18 protein-coding genes, 1 other RNA gene and 1 pseudogene are annotated in these 19194 nt (G+C 58.4%); 7 read left to right on the forward strand and 13 right to left on the reverse strand.

Annotated features, from left to right (window positions below; translation table 11 throughout):
• Nucleotides 1–43 precede the first annotated feature (43 nt).
• Complete coding sequence (gene rpmE, locus ABWH92_RS07980) at nt 44–271, reverse strand: 50S ribosomal protein L31 (RefSeq protein ID WP_375573714.1); 228 nt, start codon at nt 269–271, stop codon at nt 44–46.
• Between the two features lie 272 nt (nt 272–543).
• Between rpmE and ABWH92_RS07985 the strand changes: the two genes are divergently transcribed.
• Nucleotides 544–2385 carry an ABC transporter transmembrane domain-containing protein gene (locus ABWH92_RS07985; protein ID WP_375573715.1) on the forward strand — a complete coding sequence of 614 codons (1842 nt, stop codon included), beginning with the start codon at nt 544–546 and terminating at the stop codon, nt 2383–2385.
• 127 nt (nt 2386–2512) lie between these two features.
• On the forward strand, nt 2513–3526 hold the full coding sequence (locus ABWH92_RS07990; protein WP_375573717.1) for an alpha/beta hydrolase family protein: 1014 nt from the start codon (nt 2513–2515) through the stop codon (nt 3524–3526).
• 74 nt (nt 3527–3600) lie between these two features.
• Here the strand turns inward: ABWH92_RS07990 and ABWH92_RS07995 are convergent, their stop codons facing one another.
• The 11 genes and pseudogenes from ABWH92_RS07995 to tkt form a co-directional block, all read right to left on the reverse strand.
• Entirely contained in the window at nt 3601–4629 is a 1029-nt protein-coding gene (locus ABWH92_RS07995; protein ID WP_375573718.1) for a peptidoglycan -binding protein, read from the reverse strand.
• A gap of 6 nt (nt 4630–4635) precedes the next feature.
• Nucleotides 4636–5712 carry a MotA/TolQ/ExbB proton channel family protein gene (locus ABWH92_RS08000; RefSeq protein ID WP_375573720.1) on the reverse strand — a complete coding sequence of 359 codons (1077 nt, stop codon included), beginning with the start codon at nt 5710–5712 and terminating at the stop codon, nt 4636–4638.
• 137 nt (nt 5713–5849) lie between these two features.
• Nucleotides 5850–6692, reverse strand: coding sequence for an inositol monophosphatase family protein (locus ABWH92_RS08005; protein WP_375573722.1), 843 nt, complete (start codon nt 6690–6692; stop codon nt 5850–5852).
• Between the two features lie 22 nt (nt 6693–6714).
• A complete protein-coding gene (gene efp, locus ABWH92_RS08010; RefSeq protein WP_375573724.1) occupies nt 6715–7278 on the reverse strand; it encodes an elongation factor P in 564 nt (187 codons plus the stop codon).
• Between the two features lie 171 nt (nt 7279–7449).
• Nucleotides 7450–8460: a tetratricopeptide repeat protein gene (locus ABWH92_RS08015; RefSeq protein WP_375573726.1), complete on the reverse strand. Its 1011-nt coding sequence runs from the start codon at nt 8458–8460 to the stop codon at nt 7450–7452.
• On the reverse strand, nt 8460–9119 hold the full coding sequence (locus ABWH92_RS08020; RefSeq protein WP_375573728.1) for a thiamine phosphate synthase: 660 nt from the start codon (nt 9117–9119) through the stop codon (nt 8460–8462). Before ABWH92_RS08020 ends, ABWH92_RS08015 begins: the two co-directional genes overlap by 1 nt.
• A gap of 240 nt (nt 9120–9359) precedes the next feature.
• Complete coding sequence (locus ABWH92_RS08025; RefSeq protein WP_375573729.1) at nt 9360–10253, reverse strand: fructose bisphosphate aldolase; 894 nt, start codon at nt 10251–10253, stop codon at nt 9360–9362.
• A 60-nt stretch (nt 10254–10313) separates the two neighbouring features.
• A pseudogene (locus ABWH92_RS08030) lies at nt 10314–11545 on the reverse strand (phosphoglycerate kinase).
• 165 nt (nt 11546–11710) lie between these two features.
• A complete protein-coding gene (locus ABWH92_RS08035; RefSeq protein WP_375573731.1) occupies nt 11711–11905 on the reverse strand; it encodes a hypothetical protein in 195 nt (64 codons plus the stop codon).
• A gap of 15 nt (nt 11906–11920) precedes the next feature.
• Entirely contained in the window at nt 11921–12934 is a 1014-nt protein-coding gene (gene gap, locus ABWH92_RS08040; RefSeq protein ID WP_375573733.1) for a type I glyceraldehyde-3-phosphate dehydrogenase, read from the reverse strand.
• Nucleotides 12935–13107: 173 nt separating this feature from the next.
• Entirely contained in the window at nt 13108–15099 is a 1992-nt protein-coding gene (gene tkt, locus ABWH92_RS08045; protein ID WP_375574215.1) for a transketolase, read from the reverse strand.
• Between the two features lie 225 nt (nt 15100–15324).
• Between tkt and ABWH92_RS08050 the strand changes: the two genes are divergently transcribed.
• From ABWH92_RS08050 to ABWH92_RS08070, 5 genes are all read left to right on the forward strand, one after another.
• The gene (locus ABWH92_RS08050; RefSeq protein ID WP_375573735.1) at nt 15325–15636 is read left to right on the forward strand and encodes a DUF4164 family protein; all 312 of its coding nucleotides are present in this window, start codon (nt 15325–15327) and stop codon (nt 15634–15636) included.
• A 60-nt stretch (nt 15637–15696) separates the two neighbouring features.
• On the forward strand, nt 15697–16056 hold the full coding sequence (locus ABWH92_RS08055; RefSeq protein WP_375573737.1) for a cell division protein ZapA: 360 nt from the start codon (nt 15697–15699) through the stop codon (nt 16054–16056).
• Between the two features lie 62 nt (nt 16057–16118).
• Nucleotides 16119–16275: non-coding RNA, 6S RNA (gene ssrS, locus ABWH92_RS08060), on the forward strand.
• A gap of 19 nt (nt 16276–16294) precedes the next feature.
• The gene (locus ABWH92_RS08065; protein ID WP_375573739.1) at nt 16295–16897 is read left to right on the forward strand and encodes a 5-formyltetrahydrofolate cyclo-ligase; all 603 of its coding nucleotides are present in this window, start codon (nt 16295–16297) and stop codon (nt 16895–16897) included.
• 23 nt (nt 16898–16920) lie between these two features.
• A complete protein-coding gene (locus ABWH92_RS08070) occupies nt 16921–17751 on the forward strand; it encodes a YmdB family metallophosphoesterase (protein ID WP_375573741.1) in 831 nt (276 codons plus the stop codon).
• A gap of 18 nt (nt 17752–17769) precedes the next feature.
• Here the strand turns inward: ABWH92_RS08070 and ABWH92_RS08075 are convergent, their stop codons facing one another.
• On the reverse strand, nt 17770–19011 hold the full coding sequence (locus tag ABWH92_RS08075; protein WP_375573743.1) for a methyl-accepting chemotaxis protein: 1242 nt from the start codon (nt 19009–19011) through the stop codon (nt 17770–17772).
• Nucleotides 19012–19194 lie beyond the last annotated feature (183 nt).

Consider the following 19194-nt stretch of genomic DNA (forward strand, 5'->3'; position numbering starts at 1 on the left):
ACCCATCTGGGTGCCTTTTTTAATTCTATGATCGGTTTTCGGCTTAGTTGCTGCCGAGGAACCCGTCGAACTTGTTTTTGAACTTCGACAGACGGCCACCGCGGTCAAGCAAAGTCTGCTGACCACCGGTCCAAGCTGGGTGTGTCGTTGGATCGATGTCGAGGCGCAGCGTGTCGCCTTCTTTGCCGTAGGTGGAACGGGTTTCGTACTCGGTACCGTCGGTCATCACCACTTTAATGGTGTGATAGTCGGGATGGATATCCTGTTTCATCGTCTTTATCCGTCATTGCGAGACCCGCGCGCCTAGATGGCGCTGCGTTGATCACGATTGGTGTGAAAATCTTGGCGGCGCTTGGATTGCAGCCGCTAGCCAAAAATCCATCGCTTCAGCGCGCGTCGATACACGATGGTGCGCTGGCTTGCAAGTCGGTAGCGCAATGCTTGTCCATTCTGGCCGCTGCGCCTGCGGTCAATCGGCTCACTCCCCTAAGTGATCGCCTGTCAAACCTTGCCATCAAAGCGATTTGATCGGTAGGGAAGGGCATGGCCAATTCCGCTGACCAAACCCAGCCCCCCTCGCGTCTTGATGTGCAGTCTGCACGTCAAACACTGCGTGATTTGTGGCCGTTTGTTGCCCCCTATAAGGGACGCATTGTTGCAGCCTTTTTCGCGCTTGTTGGATCAACGACCGCCACGCTGACCGTCCCGCTTTCGGTGCGCATGGTGATCGACCGTGGATTTACTGGCGAAGATGGCGTGCCGTTGGGCGGCGTGTTCTTAGGCCTTATCGCCGTTGTCAGCGTTTTGGCGGTGATGAGTGCGCTGCGTTACTACCTTGTCACATGGCTTGGTGAGCGGGTGGTTGCTGATCTTCGCGCGGCGGTTTTTGAGCGCATCATGCGCTTTGATCTTTCATTCCACGATAGCGCCCGCTCTGGCGAGCTCGTCTCACGGCTTACCAGCGATGCCACGCAGATGAAGTCGGCGGTGGGCACCAGCGTTTCGGTGGCGCTACGCAACTTTTTCATGTTTGTGGGCGCCAGCATCATGATGGTGGTGACCAGTCCCGCGCTGTCGGGCGCGGTATTGCTGGCTATTCCGTTCATCGTGCTGCCCTTGATCATCTTTGGCCGTCAGGTGCGGGCGCGCTCACGGGTGGCGCAAGATGTGCTCGCCGATGCCTCGGCCATGGCGAGCGAAGCGATCAGCTCAGTGCGTACTGTTCAAGCGCATACGGCGCAGGGTCGCTTGGCACGCACCTTTGGCAAAGCAGTGGAAGCCTCGTTTGAAGCGGCACGCAGTTCCATCGTGGCCCGTGCGCTGCTGACCTCTTTTGCGATCTTTGTGATCTTTTCCAGCGTCGTGTTGGTGCTTTGGTACGGTGCCAACGCGGTGGTGTCTGGCGATATGACCGCGGGTGAGTTGGGGCAGTTCTTGCTCTATGCGGTGTTTGCTGCCGGTGCCCTTGGCGAGGTCAGCCAGGTGGTTGGCGAGGTTGCCCAGGCCATTGGCGCTGCTGATCGGCTCTGCGGCTTGCTGAAGGTGGATGTGAAAATCCTGCCAGAGGATCGCGGCGATGATCGTGCGGCCGTGACGCCGGTTGCGGGGGATGTCGGACACGTCGTTTTTGATCATGTGTCGTTTGGCTACGGTTCCAACGGTGCATCTTCGCCCGCGGTGCCAGTGCTACGAGATGTTTCGTTTGAGGCGCTCCCGGGAAAAACCGTGGCTTTGGTTGGCCCGTCGGGGGCGGGCAAATCGACGGTGTTGCAAATCCTTATGCGCTTTTACGATGTGCAGAGCGGTGATGTTCTGGTGGATGGCAAGAAAGTCGTCGACATGGATCCGATTGCCTTGCGCGAGAAGATGGCGCTGGTGCCACAGGACGTGGCGATCTTTGCGGCCAGCGTTCGCGACAATGTTGCTTTCGCTCGGCCTAATGCAAGCGATGATGATATCCAGGCAGCACTTGCTGCGGCCAATGCATCGGCCTTTGTTTACGGCCTGCCTGATGGCATCAACACGATGCTGGGAGAGCGCGGGGTCAACTTGTCGGGCGGGCAGCGGCAGCGTATCGCCATTGCCCGGGCTGTGCTCCAGGACGCGCCTATCTTGCTGCTCGATGAAGCCACAAGCGCTTTGGATGCCGAAAGCGAGCATCTGGTGCAGGACGCGTTGGAACGTTTGATGGTTGGGCGCACAGTCATCGTGATCGCGCATCGCCTTGCCACCGTGCGCAGCGCTGATGAGATCGTTGTGCTGGACGATGGTAAAGTGGTCGAACGCGGCTCGCACAGCGAACTCGCCGCCTCGAACGGGCTTTACGCACGCTTGGCTGATCTTCAGTTTTCTGAAGTGCCAGAGAAGACCGTCGAGCGGGTTTAGGTACCTCCCAGCTCGGTGACAGACGTCCAATGTCGGACGAATCTGATCAGGCCGCATGGTGGTCCACGTTGCGCATGCGGGCCGAGGCCCTCAAAGTTACCACTTATGCTAGGACAGAGCTTTGCCAATGTTTGTTATTGGAGGGTTCCTTTTGAAAGCCAAGCTGATCTTTCTGGCACTCACCCTGCTATGGCCCGCACATGTGCAGGCCGTGGGTCATCAACGCGCGCAGGTGCCGACAGAGCCGCCCATTGAGCTGCGCATCTGGTATCCGTCCTCGGCCGAACTGTCGCGGGGCTCTGAGATTATGCTTGGTCAAGCCGTCGCCATTGATGGGCCAGTAGAGGGAGACAGCCTCCCGCTCATTGTCATTTCCCATGGGCACGACAGCTCCATGGACGCTCATGCGCACACCGGGCTTGCGCTTGCCGAGGCTGGTTATGTGGCCGTGGCACTGACTCATCCGGGCGACAATCATGAGAACCGGCTCACGAGGGCGGCCGACTGGTTGGTGTCACGTCCGGCGGATGTGTCAGCGACACTGGACTACATGGTATCGGGTTGGCCGCAGGCTGATGTTATCGATGCCGAGCGCATTGGTGTCTACGGTTTCTCGATGGGCGGCTACACCGCTTTGGCAGCGGCGGGCGCACTGATCGATATCGAACTGGCGGCGCAGTATTGCCGAGATGTCCCTGGGGAGCTCACATGTGCCCCCAGCGCTTTGGATGATGTTGATCCAGTCGAGCTTGCTCCGCGGCTCATTGCGGTGGTTGGTGATCCCCGCATTGCCGCGATCAGTGCAGCGGCGCCTGGATATGGATACGCGTTTGATCAAGACGCTTTATCGAACGTTTCAGTTCCGGTTCAGATCTGGTCCGGCGCGCAGGATATGTTGGTGCCGCACGCTTCGAATGGGGCCATTCTTGCCGCCAACTTACCAACGCTGCCCGATGTGCACGTGGTTGAAGGCGCTGATCATGCCGCTTTCAGCATCGTCTGCCCAGATAGCATTCGACAGTATGACCGCCATTTCTGGAACCTCTACTGCGTTGATGCAGAAGGTTTTGATCGGGGAGTGTTTCACCAGCAACTCCACCACGAGCTTGTGGAGTTCTTCAATTCGGCGATGCCGCCGTGAAACAATACCCGTGGTTCTGCGTTGATTGGGGCGATTGCTATAGGGTTGAGAGCCCTGATCACGAGGCGCTTCGTTTATCGCTCGGTCAACTTAAACTCGATACGCCTGTTTCGCGCGAGGCTCTCATCATCCTCTCCTTCGGCGATGGGTTGAAATTCGCCAAAGCCAGCGGCCATCAAGTGCTCGGGTGAGACGCCTTCATTGATCAGGAAGCGTACCACCGACGTGGCGCGGGCGGTGGAAAGCTCCCAGTTGGTGGCGTAGAGCCCGGTGCCAGAAAGCGGTCGAGAGTCGGTGTGACCGTCCACGCGGATCACCCAGTTGATCTCCGAGGGAATGGCCGCTTCAAGCTCGATGACAGCCTCAGCAAGGCGCGAAAGCTCTGCGCTACCGCCAGGATTGATATCGGCGGCGCCGGAGTCGAACAGCACTTCGGATTGGAAAACAAACCTGTCACCCACAACGCGGATGTCTGAGCGCTGCGACAAGATCTGGCGCAGACGACCAAAGAAGTCCGAGCGGAATTGCGAGAGTTCCTGAACCCGTTGGGCCAGCGCCACGTTCAAGCGTCGCCCAAGATCGGCGATGCGGGTCTGGCTTTCCCGGTCTCGGGTCTCGGAGGCATCCAGTGCATCTTCCAAGGCCGCGATCTGGCGGCGCAGAGCGGAGATTTGCTGGTTCAGAAGCTCCACCTGGTTCAGCGCTTCGCGGGAGATCGCTTGTTCTTCATCCACCTGGTCTTCAAGGTTGGCGATGATCGAACCGCTGGTATCCTCGGTATCGGGCGTTTGGAGAAGACCGGTCAACCGTTCTTGCTCAGCGCGCGCATCCTCCAGGCTGGAGGTGAGCGTTGCCAGACGGCTTTGCAGTTCTTGGCCCGTGGCGCGTTCTAGCGCGAGCAGCTCGGTAAGTTCGGCGATCTGCGCGTTTAGCCGGTTGAGCACCGTGTCCCGACCGGTGATCTCCTGGCTCAGAAAGAACTGCGCCAGCATGAAGATCGACAACAGGAAGATGATGACCAGCAGAAGCGTGGCCATGGCATCGACGAAGCCTGGCCAGTAGTCGACCGCTCCGGAGCGCCGTCTTGATCGAGAAAGCGCCATATCAGGTTATTCGCCCGGTTCCTGGCCGCGGCCGCCATTGGCCATCGAACGCGAGACGTCTTCCATCACGGTTGCCAGGCGTTTGGTGTGTTCGCCCTGGTCTTCCACCCAATCGCGCAGCATCTGCTGCTCTGAGCGCATGTGTTGCACAAGCGACTGCACGCCAGCGGCAAGGCTGTCGATGGATTGCTTGACCTCGGCTTGATTGCCAGCACCAGCGGCGCTGGACGCTGAACCTGTCTGGGCTGAGGACAGCTGGTTTTGAGCTGCGATCTGCCGTGCCAAGCGATCAACGGAGCGTTCCAGCGACGCGATGGCGTTCTCTGAGGAGTCCACGGCACCGGCTTGTGACACATCCACACCGGCCATGTTGGACATCCAGTCCTCAAGCTCTGTGTAGAAACGGTTCTGCGCTTGGCCAGCCTGTAGATCGAGGAAGCCCAGCACCAGCGACCCTGCCAGACCAAATAGGGACGAGGAAAAGGCGGTGCCCATGCCGTCAAGCGGGGCGGAGAGGCCGGTTTTCAAATTCTCAAAAATTGTGCCGAAGTCACCGGAAGTGACGTCGAGACCATCAATCGTATCACCAACCGAGGCGATGGTTTGTGTTAGGCCCCAAAAGGTGCCGAGCAGGCCGAGAAACACCAGCAGGCCGATCATGTAGCGCAGGATTTCGCGGCCTTCGTCCAAACGCGTTCCAACCGATTCCAGGATCGAGCGCACCGTCTGCGTTGACATGGTCGGGCCAGCGGCGCCTTGAGAGTCGCGCAGATAGGTTGCCAACGGAGAGAGAAGGCGTGGGTTGGGTTGGTCGAAACCGCCTGCGCCATGATCAACCATGCGAAAGCCGTTGACCCATTTGATCTCCGGCATAAGGCGAATGACCTGGAAGACTGAAAGAATGATGCCGAGGATCAGCACACCGATAATCAGGCCATTCAAGCCCGGATTGGCAGCAAATGCCGTTGCGATCGGTCGGTAGAGAATGAGGACAAGGAAACCTGCCAAGGCCACAAACACCGCCATAAGGGCGAGATAGATCGTCGGGCGGGATAGGCTGTGGGGATCGGCACTGTCAGCCATCGGCATGCCTCATGCTCAACTGAATGGTCATCACGTGTATCTCGGGTCAACGACCCTGACACAATCCCTCATAGCGTGTTCTCCGCCAAGACAGAACCTTCAATTGTAACCATCCTTAGGATGTTGCTGTTTGAGGGCTATCCTGCAGCGCTGGCACTCTTTTTGGCATTGGTCATTTTGGCTTGAGCAGCGCGCGCCTCAGCAAGCACTTTGAGCATTTGACCGACGATCAGATCATTGCCAGCGACAACGGAGCCCGTGTTGAATATGTCTGTGCCGCCATGGGTGTCGCGGGTCATGCCGCCTGCCTCACGCACGACCAGAAGGCCAGCTGCCATATCCCAGGGCGCAAGCCCGTCTTCCCAGAACCCATCCATACGACCGGCAGCGACCCAGCACAGATCAAGGGAAGCAGCTCCCATGCGGCGCATGCCGGCGACTTTGCGCATCATGGTGGCGGCTTGGCGCAGAAAGAGAGCATGATCTCCGCGCCCAAGATGCGGCATGCCATTGTTGATCACACAGTCGGCCAGCTTGCGACGGGCCGCCACGCGCAGGCGTTTGTCGTTTAAAAACGCGCCCTTGCCCTTTTCGGCGGTGAACATTTCATCGGTGATGGGGTTGTAGACCAAGCCAGCCACCATCTCGCCATCGCGTTCCAGACCAATGCTCACGGCGAAGAGCGGTATGCCGTGGAGGAAGTTGGTGGTGCCATCGAGCGGATCGACAATCCAGCGGTGCTGCTTGTCCTTGCCTTTGATCTCGCCGCCCTCTTCACCCAGAAAGCCCCATGTTGGGCGGGCCTCTTGCAACACGTCATGAATGCGCTCTTCGGAACGGCGGTCTGCATCGGACACGAAGTCGCTGGGGCCTTTGGTGGACACCTGCAAGCGTTCCACTTCGCCGAAATCGCGCGTCAGGCCGCGTCCAGCCTTGCGGGCAGCGCGTTCCATGATGGTGAGGAGGGCAGATTTTGCCATCGAGCGTGTCCTGCGTCTGCGCCTAGTCGGCGCGCTTCACATAGGTGATGTCAGCGGTATCGACGATGATGCGCTCGCCGGATTTGATGAAAGGCGGGACCATAACCTTCAGCCCGTTTTCCAAAACCGCAGGCTTGTAGGATGAGGACTGCGTTTGGCCCTTCACCACAGCGTCGGCTTCGACGATCTCCAGTGTCACCTGGTTGGGGAGCTGAAAACCAATGGGCGTTTCGCCGTGCAGCTCGACCATCACCTGCATGCCGTCCTGCAAGAACGCAGCGCGATCGCCGACAAAGTCCTTCGACAGGTTGATCTGGTCGTAGGTCTCAGAGTCCATGAACACCAGCATGTCACCTTCGGCATAAAGGTACTGGAAGTCTTTGGTGTCGATGCGAGCGCGTTCGACGCGCTCATCAGACCCGAAGCGGTTGTTGAGCTTGCGGCCATCAATCAGGTTTTTCAGTTCAACCTGATTGTAGGCTGGGCCTTTGCCGGGCTTCACCGCGCCTGCTTTGACAGCAACCCACAGCCCGCCATCATACTCGATGACCATGCCGGGGCGGATTTCGTTGCCGTTGATTTTCATGGGATGTGTACTCGTTGCTTGGTGAGGTGCGCTTTGGCGTAGTCGGGTGCGCCTGGCTTGATGGGGGTTGCCAACGCGCGTTGTGGGCTGTGGACCACACTCGAGCGGGCAAGGCAACTCCTGTTGGCAGTCCAGCGGGTCGCAAGGCGTGGGCGGGCTCGGGTTGGGGCCCTAATCCAACGGGTTATCGGGCGCACGGTCGCGGGCGATGCGGTCCAACGCTTCCTGGCGTTGTTCTTCGGGAAGTGAGCTGACAAAGGCATCAAGGCGCGCGTCCGCCAGACCTCCGGCGACAGCGCGCGCGTGGTAGTAGGCTGCTTGCACCGCATCAAGTGGCACGCCAAACCCTTGGCTGTACGCATGGGCCAGTCGGTTTTCGGCCACCGGATTGCCCGCTTCGGCGGCGCGGCGGAGCCAGAAGATGGCGTTTTCGATGCGTTGCTGCTCACCAAGATCAGGGTCGCCCGCATCACCGTTCAGAAGGCCAAGGGCGAGTTCAATCTGTGCTTCGGTGTTGCCCCGGCGTGCGGCACGATCAAACCATTCATAGGCTTCGCGGGTGTCGAGGCGCACGCCTGCACCTTCCGCATAAAGAATGCCGAGCGTGTAAATGGCGGTGACGTTGCCCTCATCTGCGGCCTCGCGCATCAGCTCCGCTCCGCGCTCAAGATCGCGCTCCACACCGCGCCCTTCCAGATGCAGCATGGCCAGCATCTGCTTGGCCTCAGTGTGGTTGGCCTCAGTGGCTTCGCGCAGAAGACGGGCAGCCTCTTCTTCGTCTCGCTCAATGAACGCGCCATCCAATATCATGGTGGCTAGCAGGAATTTCGCATCGGTGTCGCCGGCTTCAACGGCAAGGCGATACCACTGGGCGGCCTCTTGTTGATCCTGATCGACACCAAGACCGGCCGCGTACATTTGGCCGAGCAAGCGCATCGATGGTGCATCATCGCGCCCAGCAAAGGTGATCGCCAGATCAAAGGCGCGCTGGTAGTTGCCGGCAAAGAAGGCTTCAAACGCAACCAGCGGGTCCAGCTCGAACGGGTCCTGAGCTTCGGTAGCTGGTTCCTCCGACGCATCCGTTTCCACATCAACCGGTTCCGGATTGGGCGGGCTCTCCGTGGTTTGCGCGAGGGCAGGAGACGCGAAAAGCAAAGCGAGAAATGTGGCACGCAGCAGCATCAGGCAGCGGCCTCCATACGGCGTTTGGCGATGGTGTCGAGCACGACGTTAAGGCGAGCCACTTCAGCGCCAGGGTCTTCGGCATCCCAGATCTGATCGCGCACGGCAATGAACTCAACGCCGCCCTCTGCAAGCTTGGTGAAGGCCTCGTCTGAGGTGCCTGCCAGCGCCACGCAAGGGATCGCCATCGTCTGCGCCCACCAAAGCGACAGGGTTTCGGTTTTGGGATGATTGTCTTCGGTGAGGTCACGGTCTGTGCGCCCGAAAAACAGATAGTCAAACTCGCGCTCACCGGTCTGCAGGGCCAGGTGGCGGGTGTTGATGCCGGCGGTGCCGACAATCATGCCGCGTTCTTGCAGTTTATCCTGGTCGGATTGTTCCAAGGTTTTGGGTTCTGACAGGTGCACACCGTCGGCATTCAGCCGGTCGGCCAAGCGTTTGTCGTCTGCGATCAGTACCGCGATGTTCGCCCCTTGTGCTGTCTGCACATAGGGAGCGGCAAAGTCCTGAAAGGCCCGCTGGTCACTCTTGTCGCCTTCAACCAGCATGCAGCCGATATCCCCGCCCGCCAGTGCACTGGCGAAACGCTCGGCAAAGTCTGGTGGTGGCGTTTGCGGCGTGATCAGAAAAAGGCGGGTGCGGAAGTCTTGGAAAGCCATGCGTTATCCTGATGCGTCACCCTCGTCCTTGTGGTGAGGGTCCATAAGCGATCTCTGCTATGGATGAATTCCCGCCACAAGGGCGGGAATGACGGCGATTTTGTGGAAGCTCCACCAATGTCATCCCGGACGGCCATGGCCGTCCGGGACCCATGTCAAAAACTTTGCCAGCAAAAGTTTTGCAGCGGGCTGGTTGATGGAGTTGGCCGCCGTTACAACCGCAAGGGCGACGGCGCCGTATTACCCAGCCACTGATGCGGCGTAGATCGAGTTGATGGTCGCGGCGATGGTGCTGTTGAACTCGTCGTCGCTCTGCTGCGCTGAAAGCCCTTCGCTGAGCGCGCGCGAGAAGCTTGCGATCACGCCGGTGTTCTTTGCCAACATAGCGTTGGCCTCGTCCCGTTCGTAGCCACCTGAAAGCGCCACAACCCGCATCACCTTGGGGTGATCAACCAGCGGTTTGTAGAGGTTGGTCTTGGTCGGCAGGCTTAGTTTCAGCATGACCTTCTGACCATCTGGCACCTCGTCGAGATGCTTGGTGATTGAGGCCAGAAGCAGGTCTTCCGCCTCGGCCTTATCGGCGATTGAGATTGTCACCTCCGGCTCGATGATCGGCATGAGACCGTGAGAGAGAACCTGGGCGCCCAATTCGAACTGCTGAGCGACGACAGCATCGATACCGCTCGCCGAGGCTTTGTTGATGACGGAGCGTTCCTTGGTGCCGAAAATGCCATGACCGACCGCGCGTGACAGCAGGTCGTCCAAGCCCGGAATTGGTTTCAACAGCTGGACGCCGTCTGCCTCATCAGCCAAACCCTTGTCGATCTTCAGAAACGGTACGACGCGGCGGTCTTCCCAGAGATACTGGGCCGAAGGCTTGCCGCCCATCTCCCGATCCATCGTCATTTCGAACAGGATCGCGCCGATCACCTTGTCGCCGGTAAAGGCCGGGGCACTGGCGATCCGGGTGCGCATGGCGTGCACGAGGTCGAACATCTCGGCCTCGGACGAGTAGGCATCTTCATTGACCCCGTAGAGCTTGAGCGCCTTGGGTGTTGACCCACCGCTCTGGTCGAGTGCGGCGATGAAGCCCTGGCCGTTGGTCATCTGTTCGGTCTGTTGGTCGTTGGGCATTGGTTCCCCCGATGTTGATCGTCTTAAAAGGTCGTTTTCTTCCAGCGCTTTGGCGCCAAGTCAGTCAGTCTGCGTTGCTTCTAGCGCCGCAACGGCATCTTCATTTGTCTGCGCCGCTTCCAGCGCTGCAACCCCGGGCAAGGTCTTGCCTTCCAGCCATTCCAGGAAGGCGCCGCCAGCGGTGGAGACATAGGTAAAGTCGTTGGCAACCCCAGCATGGTTGAGCGCCGCAACTGTATCACCGCCTCCGGCGACGGAGAGCAGTTTGCCGGACTTGGTGGCCTCCGCAGCGCCTTTCGCGGCGGCGACGGTGGCCGCGTCAAAAGGAGGGATCTCAAAGGCGCCCAGCGGGCCATTCCAAACCAGAAGTTCTTGGAGGCTTTGATGGTGGCGACCACGCTTTTCACCGTTTCTGGTCCAGCATCCAGGATCATCGCATCGGCAGGACACTGATCAACCGGCACGGTTTTGTTCCATGCGTTGGCGGCGAATTCTTGGGCCACCACAATGTCGATGGGCAGGTGGATGGTGCAGTTTTCACTTTCTGCTTTGTCCATGATGGCACGCGCTGTGTCGGCCAGATCATGCTCGCAGAGCGACTTGCCAACTTCGATGCCTTTGGCGGCAAGGAACGTGTTGGCCATGCCACCGCCGATGACCAGATGATCGACTTTGGCGAGAAGGTTGGAAAGCAAATCGAGTTTTGTGGAGACTTTCGCGCCGCCAACGACAGCGATCAGCGGATGCTCCGGTGATTTCAAAGCTTTGCCCAGCGCCGTCAGTTCGGCTTCCATCAACCGGCCAGCACAGGCTGGCAGCAGCCGTGCAACGCCTTCGGTGGAGGCGTGAGCGCGGTGTGCCGCGGAAAAAGCATCGTTGCAGTAGACATCGCCCAGCGAGGCGAGGAACTGCGCCATTTGCGGATCGTTCTTCTCTTCCATGGATGAGAAGCGTGTGTTCTCCACCAGGATCACCGCATCGGCGGGGGCAGCGTCCAGCGAAGCGCGGTCCGGGCGCTCGATGAAGGTGATAGACTGGCCAAGGGCCTCTTCAAGCGCTGGAACGGTTACGCGCAGGGAGAACTCCGGCTTTGGCTCACCCTTCGGACGGCCGAAATGGGCAAGCAGCACAGGCTTGCCGCCCATCTTCTGAATGTCTTTGATGGTCGGGACGATGCGCTTGATGCGCGTCGCGTCAGTCACCTTGCCGTCTTCAACCGGCACATTGATGTCGACGCGGGTGAGGACGATTTTTCCTTCAAGGTCCATATCGTCGAGTGTTTTGAAGGACATGTTGCCTCGCGTTTCCAGTCGTTTTTTGTCGGCTTCGCGTTCTTTGAGCCGGTCATTGAGACGGCCAAGTTTTCCAAATGAATGCCCGAGCAGACGCGCCACCAGCACGCAGTAGATGAGGAGGGCAACGATGCCCGCACCGATGAGGATCGTCTGCAGCATTATCTAGTCTCCACCACCACCAGCATCGCCGCCAGAGCCACTCTCGCCCCACTGGGGCGAGAGTGGCGAGTCTCCGCCGTCTATCTCATGTCTGCGTCGCTTGCCTGGCGGGAAAAACACATCCCACAGTCTCTTGGCCATCAGCATTAGCACAAGCGTGAAGCAGGCAATCAGCACGAGGACGACTGTCTTTTCCAAGACCGTCTCTGCGATCTAGATCAGTTTGGCCATGGCCACAGCGGTGTCGGCCATGCGGCAGGAGAAGCCCCACTCATTGTCGTACCAGGACAGCACCGACACGAACGTGCCGTCCATGACCTTGGTCTGATCCATGTGGAAGATCGAGGAGTGCGGATCATGGTTGAAATCAACTGAGACCAGCTTCTCTTCGGTGTAACCCAAAATGCCTTTCAGCGGGCCTGATGTGGCAGCGTCTTTGATGGCGGCGTTCACCGCTTCCACCGAGGTGGCGTTCTTGGCGATGAATTTCAGATCGACCACAGAAACGTTCGGTGTTGGCACCCGCATCGCGAAGCCATCAAGCTTGCCGTTCAACTCTGGAAGAACCAGTCCAACTGCTTTGGCAGCGCCGGTGGAGGTCGGGATCATTGACATGGCCGCAGCGCGGGCGCGGTAGAGATCCTTGTGCATCGTGTCCAGCGTCGGCTGGTCGCCAGTGTAGGAATGGATCGTGGTCATCATGCCTTTTTCGATGCCGATAGCATCGTTGAGCACTTTGGCGACCGGTGACAGGCAGTTGGTGGTGCAGGAGGCGTTGGAAACCACAACGTCATCGGCGGTCAGGACATCGTGGTTCACACCATAAACGATGGTCTTGTCGGCGCCGGCTGCCGGTGCAGAAACGAGAACGCGCTTTGCGCCTGCCTGAAGATGCAATGATGCCTTCTCTTTGGCGGTGAAGATGCCGGTGCATTCCATCACGATATCGATGCCCATTTCGCCCCAGGGCAATTTGGTCGGGTCGCGTTCAGCCAGCACTTTGAAGCTGTCGCCACCTTCGATCTTGATGGTGTCGCCATCAACTTCCACCGCTTTGGGGAACTTGCCGTGCACCGAGTTGTAGCGCATCAGATGGGCATTGGTTTCCACCGGGCCAAGATCATTGATCGCAACCACGTCGATGTCCTTGCGGCCTGATTCATAAATCGCGCGCACAACATTGCGACCGATGCGCCCAAATCCGTTGATGGCAACTTTAACCGTCATTCTTGTCTCCTAGACCCGTAGTGGTGGTGTTTTTTACGTGCCGCTCAAAACCGCTTCCGAAGGCTTTCTTCCGGTTATGGTCGACTTTAGGCGCACACTATGACGCCTTTGCATGACAATAAAGAGCTGATCGTGCGCGCCAGCTATGCGCCGCGCAGCCAGCTCTTGGGTTCTTACTCGTCTGCCAGCGCGGCTTTCGCAGCTTCACTTGCGGCTTCAGCGGTGATGCCGAAATGCGCGTAGACTTCCTTGTAGGGCCCGGAGGCGCCGAAAGAGTCCATGCCGATGAAGATGCCGTCGCTGCCAATGAAGCGGTCCCAACCCATGCGGATGGCGGCTTCAATGGCGATGTTGACTGGCGCCTCCCCGATGGTCGACGCCTGGTAGTCGGCGTCCTGAGCTTCGAAAAGTTCAAAGCAAGGCACTGAGACCACGCGAGCGTTGATGCCAGCGTCGCGAAGAAGCGCGCGGGCCTCCATCGCGATTTCAACTTCTGACCCAGAGGCAAAAAGGCTCACCTGGGCCTCGCCACCGGCGGACGCTAGCTCATAGGCGCCTTTGGCGGAGCGGTTCTTGCCACCATTTTCAGTGCGCAGAGTTGGCAGACCTTGGCGGGTGAGGGCGTGCACGCTTGGACCATCTTCACTGAGCAATGAAAGATGCCAGCATTCGGCCGTTTCAACCACATCGGCTGGACGGAAAACTTTGAGATTTGGGATCGCCCGCAGTGCTGCCAGATGTTCGACAGGCTGGTGAGTTGGTCCGTCTTCGCCAAGGCCGATGGAATCATGGGTCAGCACGTGAATCACGCGCTGATGCATCAGCGCGGCGAGGCGAATGGCTGGACGAGAATAATCGGAGAATACCAGGAACGTGCCGGACATGGGAATGATTCCGCCATGCAGCGCCATGCCGTTCATCGCTGCGGCCATACCGTGTTCGCGGATGCCCCAATGCACGAAGTTGCCAGCGTAATCGCCCGGTGCAACAGGGGTCATGGTGCTGGTGCGGGTGTTGTTGGAGCCGGTAAGATCGGCTGAGCCGGACACCGCTTCAGGCAGGTGCGGGATGATCGCTTCCAGCGCCATTTCAGAGGCCTTGCGAGTGGCAACCTTTGGCGCCTCTTCGGTCACCTGCGCGATGAAGGCTTCAACAGCGCTATCAAGATTGGCCGGCAGATCGCCACGCATGCGACGATCAAATTCGGCGCGTGTTTGCACGTCAGCGGCATCGTGGCGTTTGGTCCATTCCGCGCGCTCATGCACACCTTTAACGCCGACAATGCGCCAAGCGTCCAGTGTATCCACAGGCACCTCGAATGGTTCGTGGGTCCAACCAAGCGCTTCGCGGGTGGCGGCGATTTCCTCGTCACCCAGAGGCGAACCATGCGCTTTGGACGTGTCTTCTTTGTTGGGTGAACCAAAGCCAATCTTGGTTTTGCAAGCGATCAGGCTCGGCTTGTCGCTGCCACGTGCACGCTCAATGGCAGCTTCGATGTCGGCAGCGTTGTGGCCGTCGATGCGCACCGTGTCCCAATTGGCGGCTTCGAAACGCTCCAGCATGTCGCCGGTTTCTGACAAAGTGACGCGTCCATCGATGGAAATGTCATTGTCATCCCAAAGAACGATCAGCTTGTTGAGCTTCAGATGACCGGCGATGGAAATCGCCTCATGGCTGATGCCTTCCATCAGATCGCCGTCGGAGGCCAGCACATAGGTGTAGTGATCGACCAGCTCTTCGCCGAAATCAGCAGCCAACATCCGTTCAGCCAGCGCCATGCCCACGGAGTTGGCGAGGCCTTGGCCAAGCGGCCCGGTGGTGGTTTCGATGCCGCCAGCAAAGCCATATTCTGGGTGGCCGGCGGTTTTTGACCCCAGCTGACGGAAGTCTTTCAGATCGTCCAGGGACATATCTTCAACGCCGAGAAGATAGAGCAGTGAGTAGAGCAGCATCGAGCCGTGGCCGGCAGAGAGCACGAAGCGGTCGCGATCAGGCCAGTTTGGCTCTGTCGGATCGAACTTCATGAATTTGGAAAACAGGACAGTCGCTATGTCTGCGGCGCCCATTGGCAGTCCCGGATGGCCGGAATTGGCCTGCTGAACAGCGTCCATTGAGAGAAAACGGATGGCGTTGGCCATATCCGTATGGCGGTCGGTCTCGGTCATAATGGTGATAAGCCGTCTGATCTTGCGGGCGATCTTGCCGCCCAAGCGCGTTTTCGCTGGATGCGGATGCGTCTTAAAGGAGGAGCGCGCGCTTGAAAAGATGTGGGCGCTGCGAAGCGACCAAAATCGGTTTGGTGCGTTGACGGCCATCGCCCCTGATCCCTACATTGGGCGCGAGGGTGGGGCAGTTGGTAAAAACTGCCATTTGAAGTTTGGGCGAAGGCAATGGCTGGCAGTGATCTTCAATCGGCATTTGAACGACTTGACCGCGCGATTACTGCCGTTGAGGCCGACACTGGGCATCGGCGCGCTTTGCTGGAAGAGCGCGAAAAGCTCTATGCCGAAGTGGCCCGGCTTTCCACAGATCGTGCGCAGCTTGCCCAACTTCTGGACCATGCCCGTGCTGAAACGCGCGCGATGGAAGCTGCTAACCAGGCGGTTTCGCAGCGGCTTTTGGATGTGATGGAAAACATTCGTACCGTGTTGGCGGGCGATTTGAATGCTTCGCAGTCCGCAGCTGGGCCCTCACCGTCGTGACTTGGCAACACGCTGGGCCGCTGATCAGATCAACAAGTTGAAAGTGTTTTTTGGGTAGGTATGGGCCAAGTTGTTGTCACCATTGCTGGGCGTTCTTTCCGGCTAGCTTGCGAAGATGGCGACGAGGCGCGCCTTACAGCACTGGCGCAAACCTTTGATGCGACGGTCAATGAACTTCGCGGCTCGTTTGGTGAAGTTGGTGACACACGCCTTGCGGTGATGGCCGGGCTTGTGATGACCGACAAGCTGGGCGATGCACAGGCGCAGATCGAGCGGCTCACCGCGCAGGTGGCAGAACTGCAAGCAGGTCTCTCCCTGGCACAAACATCGAACGCAGGTAGCGATGACAAGGTGCGCCAAAAAGTGGACGAGTTGGCGGCGCGGCTGGAGCAGATCACGCAGGGTGCTTCGCCAAACTGATCGTTTGTCTCCTCAATGCCGAATTGCATTGAAGTTGTGACCATCGACGCTTATCTTCCGGCGTGAAGCTGCGCTTCTCGTGCATCGGCATTTTCCCTGGGGCCTTACCGATCCTTAAGGGAGCTGTCCCTGGACCGGTCCGTGGACCGGACTACACGGCGCCCACCTACTTTGTAGGTTTCCCAGGATCGACGCTGACACGGCCGTTGCGGCTTCACTTACTCTTTTTGCTCGTGCGGTGGCGCTGGCTATCTCAAACAAACAGTCCCTTCGCGAACAGGCATTGGCACGCCGCGATGATCTGTCGTCTGATTTGCTGGCGAGAGCCAGCCAGGCGCTGGCTGATGGCCTCCCATTCCATGTCGCTGGAAAAACCGTCTCTGCCTACCATGCGATTGGTAGTGAGCTTGATCCCGGCGCGTTGACGCAATGTCTTGAACGGCAAGGCGCTGTGCTCGCCTTACCGGTTTTGCTGGACCGCGAAACCATGGTGTTTCGGCGATGGGAACACAGTCACACTTTGGTTCCGGTCGGCTTTGGTACATTAGGCCCCGATGCCGATCAGGCAGAGGTTCTGCCTGATCTTGTCCTTGCTCCGCTTGCGGCCTTCACCTCTGCCGGGCAGCGCATTGGGTATGGCAAGGGGCACTATGATCGGTGCCTGGCGAAAATGCATGCATCAGGTCATCATCCAGCGCTGGTTGGCGTGGCGTATGACCAGCAAGAGGTTCCCGTTTTCGAGGTTGAGCCGCACGACATTCCGCTTGATGGGGTCCTGACACCCTCAGGTTTGCGGGTTTTTGATCAAGGACAGGACGCGCTTCTGCCCTTCCTGCGCTGAGTATTGCCTGCTAAGGCGCGCGAATGAGTTTCAATCTTCTTTTTCTCGGCGATGTTGTTGGCAAAGCTGGCCGTGAGGCCGTTGCCAATCATCTTCCGGACCTGTTGGCCCGTTATCCGATCCACTTTGTTGTCTGCAATGGCGAAAATGCTGCCCATGGTTTTGGGATCAATGAGGGCATTTGCGAGCAGCTGTTTGACTGGGGTGTTGATGTCATCACGTTGGGCAACCACGCTTTCGATCAGCGCGAAACGCTGGTTTACATTGAGCGCTATCCCAACCTTTTGCGGCCAGCCACTTTTCCAGCCGGTACGCCGGGACGAGGCGCGGGGCTGTTTCGTGCAAAGACAGGCGAAAACGTTCTGGTGATCAATGCCATGGGCCGGCTCTTCATGGATGCCATGGAAGACCCGTTTGCAGTGATTGATCGCGAACTGGATGCCTGCCCGATGGGAGAGGTCGCCGATTTTGCGATGGTGGATTTTCACGGTGAGGCCACATCGGAAAAGCAAGCCATTGGTGCGCATCTTGATGGTCGTGCGACGCTGGTTGTTGGCACCCATACCCATGTGCCCACCGCTGATCATCGTGTGATGCCTGGTGGCACGGCCTTCCAAACCGATGCAGGTATGTGCGGAGACTATGATTCCATCATCGGTATGGACAAGGTTGAGCCGGTGCAGCGCTTTTTGAGCAAGGTTCCGCAAGGGCGGTTCTCGCCAGCGGAGGGTGAACCGACTTTGTCAGGTATTGCGGTTCAAGCTGACCCAAAAACAGGGCTTGCCCAGGCCTGCGCCCCGGTGCGGCTTGGCGGGCAATTGGAGCCCGCCATTCCGCCGTTCTGGAATGTGTAAAAGGGCAGTTTCCTGGGCCTAGATCTCGCGCACTTTTTCAATGAAGCGGCGGATGGCTTCATCCATCTGATGGGACTGTTCACCCAACTCATCTGATGCTGTTTCAACCTTGTTGGCTGCGTGACCAGTCTCATCGGCAGCCTGTTGTACTTGCACCATATTGGCTGAAACATCGCGCGTGCCCACTGCCGCCTCGTTGACGTTGCGGCTGATCTCGGCTGTGGTCGCGCTTTGCTCCTCCACCGCCGCAGAGATGGAGCTGGTTACGCTGCTGATCTCATCAATGGTGGTTGAGATTTCTTCGATCGCGTTCACGGCATCATTGGTTGCCTCTTGGATCGCGCTGATTTGCTGGGTGATTTCTTCTGTTGCATTGGTCGTTTGACCCGCCAGCGTTTTCACCTCACTGGCCACGACCGCAAAGCCACGACCAGCTTCGCCAGCGCGCGCCGCCTCAATGGTGGCGTTGAGCGCCAACAAGTTGGTCTGGGCCGCAATGTCTTGGATCAGATTGACCACTTTGCCGATCCGCTCGGAAGCCGTTGCCAACTCGCGTACCGTGTCATTGGTGGTGCGGGCTTTATCGACGGCGCTCAGCGCAACTTCTGAAGACTTGGCAGCTTGTTCGGTGATCTCACCGATAGAGGCGTTCAACTCTTGTGCGGCCTGCGCTACGGTTTCCACATTGACCGTTGCTTCTTCAGCCCCGGCAGCAGCGCTTGTTGCGTTGCTTGAGGAGGTTGACGCCGTTTGAGTCATTTGGGCGGCCGCTGTGCTCATCTCCGTTGCAGCTGATGTGAGGCGGGCCACTGACTCTTGTGCGTTTTCCTCAAAGGAATCGATAGCGTTTGTCAGATCGGTCATGACCGACCAGGTCACCATCGCGCCAATGTAAGCCTTGTCACCATCGTGAAGCGCGCCAACCTTCAGCGCCAGCGTTTCCGGGCCAAGCTTGATTTTGGCGTTCCATGGCAGATTGCTTGGATCGGCAAGAATGCGGCGCTGATGCTGTGGATTTTTGTGAAAGATGTCGATGTTGACGCCTTCCATATCGTCAGGGTCCACGGACTCTGGCAACAGGTGTTTGATGGAATGAAGCGTTGTCCGGCTGGCTGCATTTGCATAAATGATGTCGCAGGTTTCTGGATCAGCAACCATGACGTTGATCGGCATTTGATCCAGCATGGAGTTGAGGATGTCGCGTTGGTCGCGAATGTCCACAGCAGTAGCTTCTGGTTCGCTTTGAACCTTTCTTTGCATTCCAAACATTGTCTTCCCCCGAAGAAATTTGGCAAAGCGCCCCCGCGCCAATGCCATTATGCGTAATTTTACGTATCAAATGGCCATGTATTCCTGCCATTTGGGAAACAACTATTGCGAGCATAAGGTTAACGACAGGTTGTGGTCAGCCGGGCCGACTGGATTTTCCGTGAGAGCCGTTTT

The sequence above is a fragment of the Ahrensia marina genome, assembly GCF_042140245.1.
In the GTDB taxonomy this organism is placed as follows: domain Bacteria; phylum Pseudomonadota; class Alphaproteobacteria; order Rhizobiales; family MH13; genus MH13.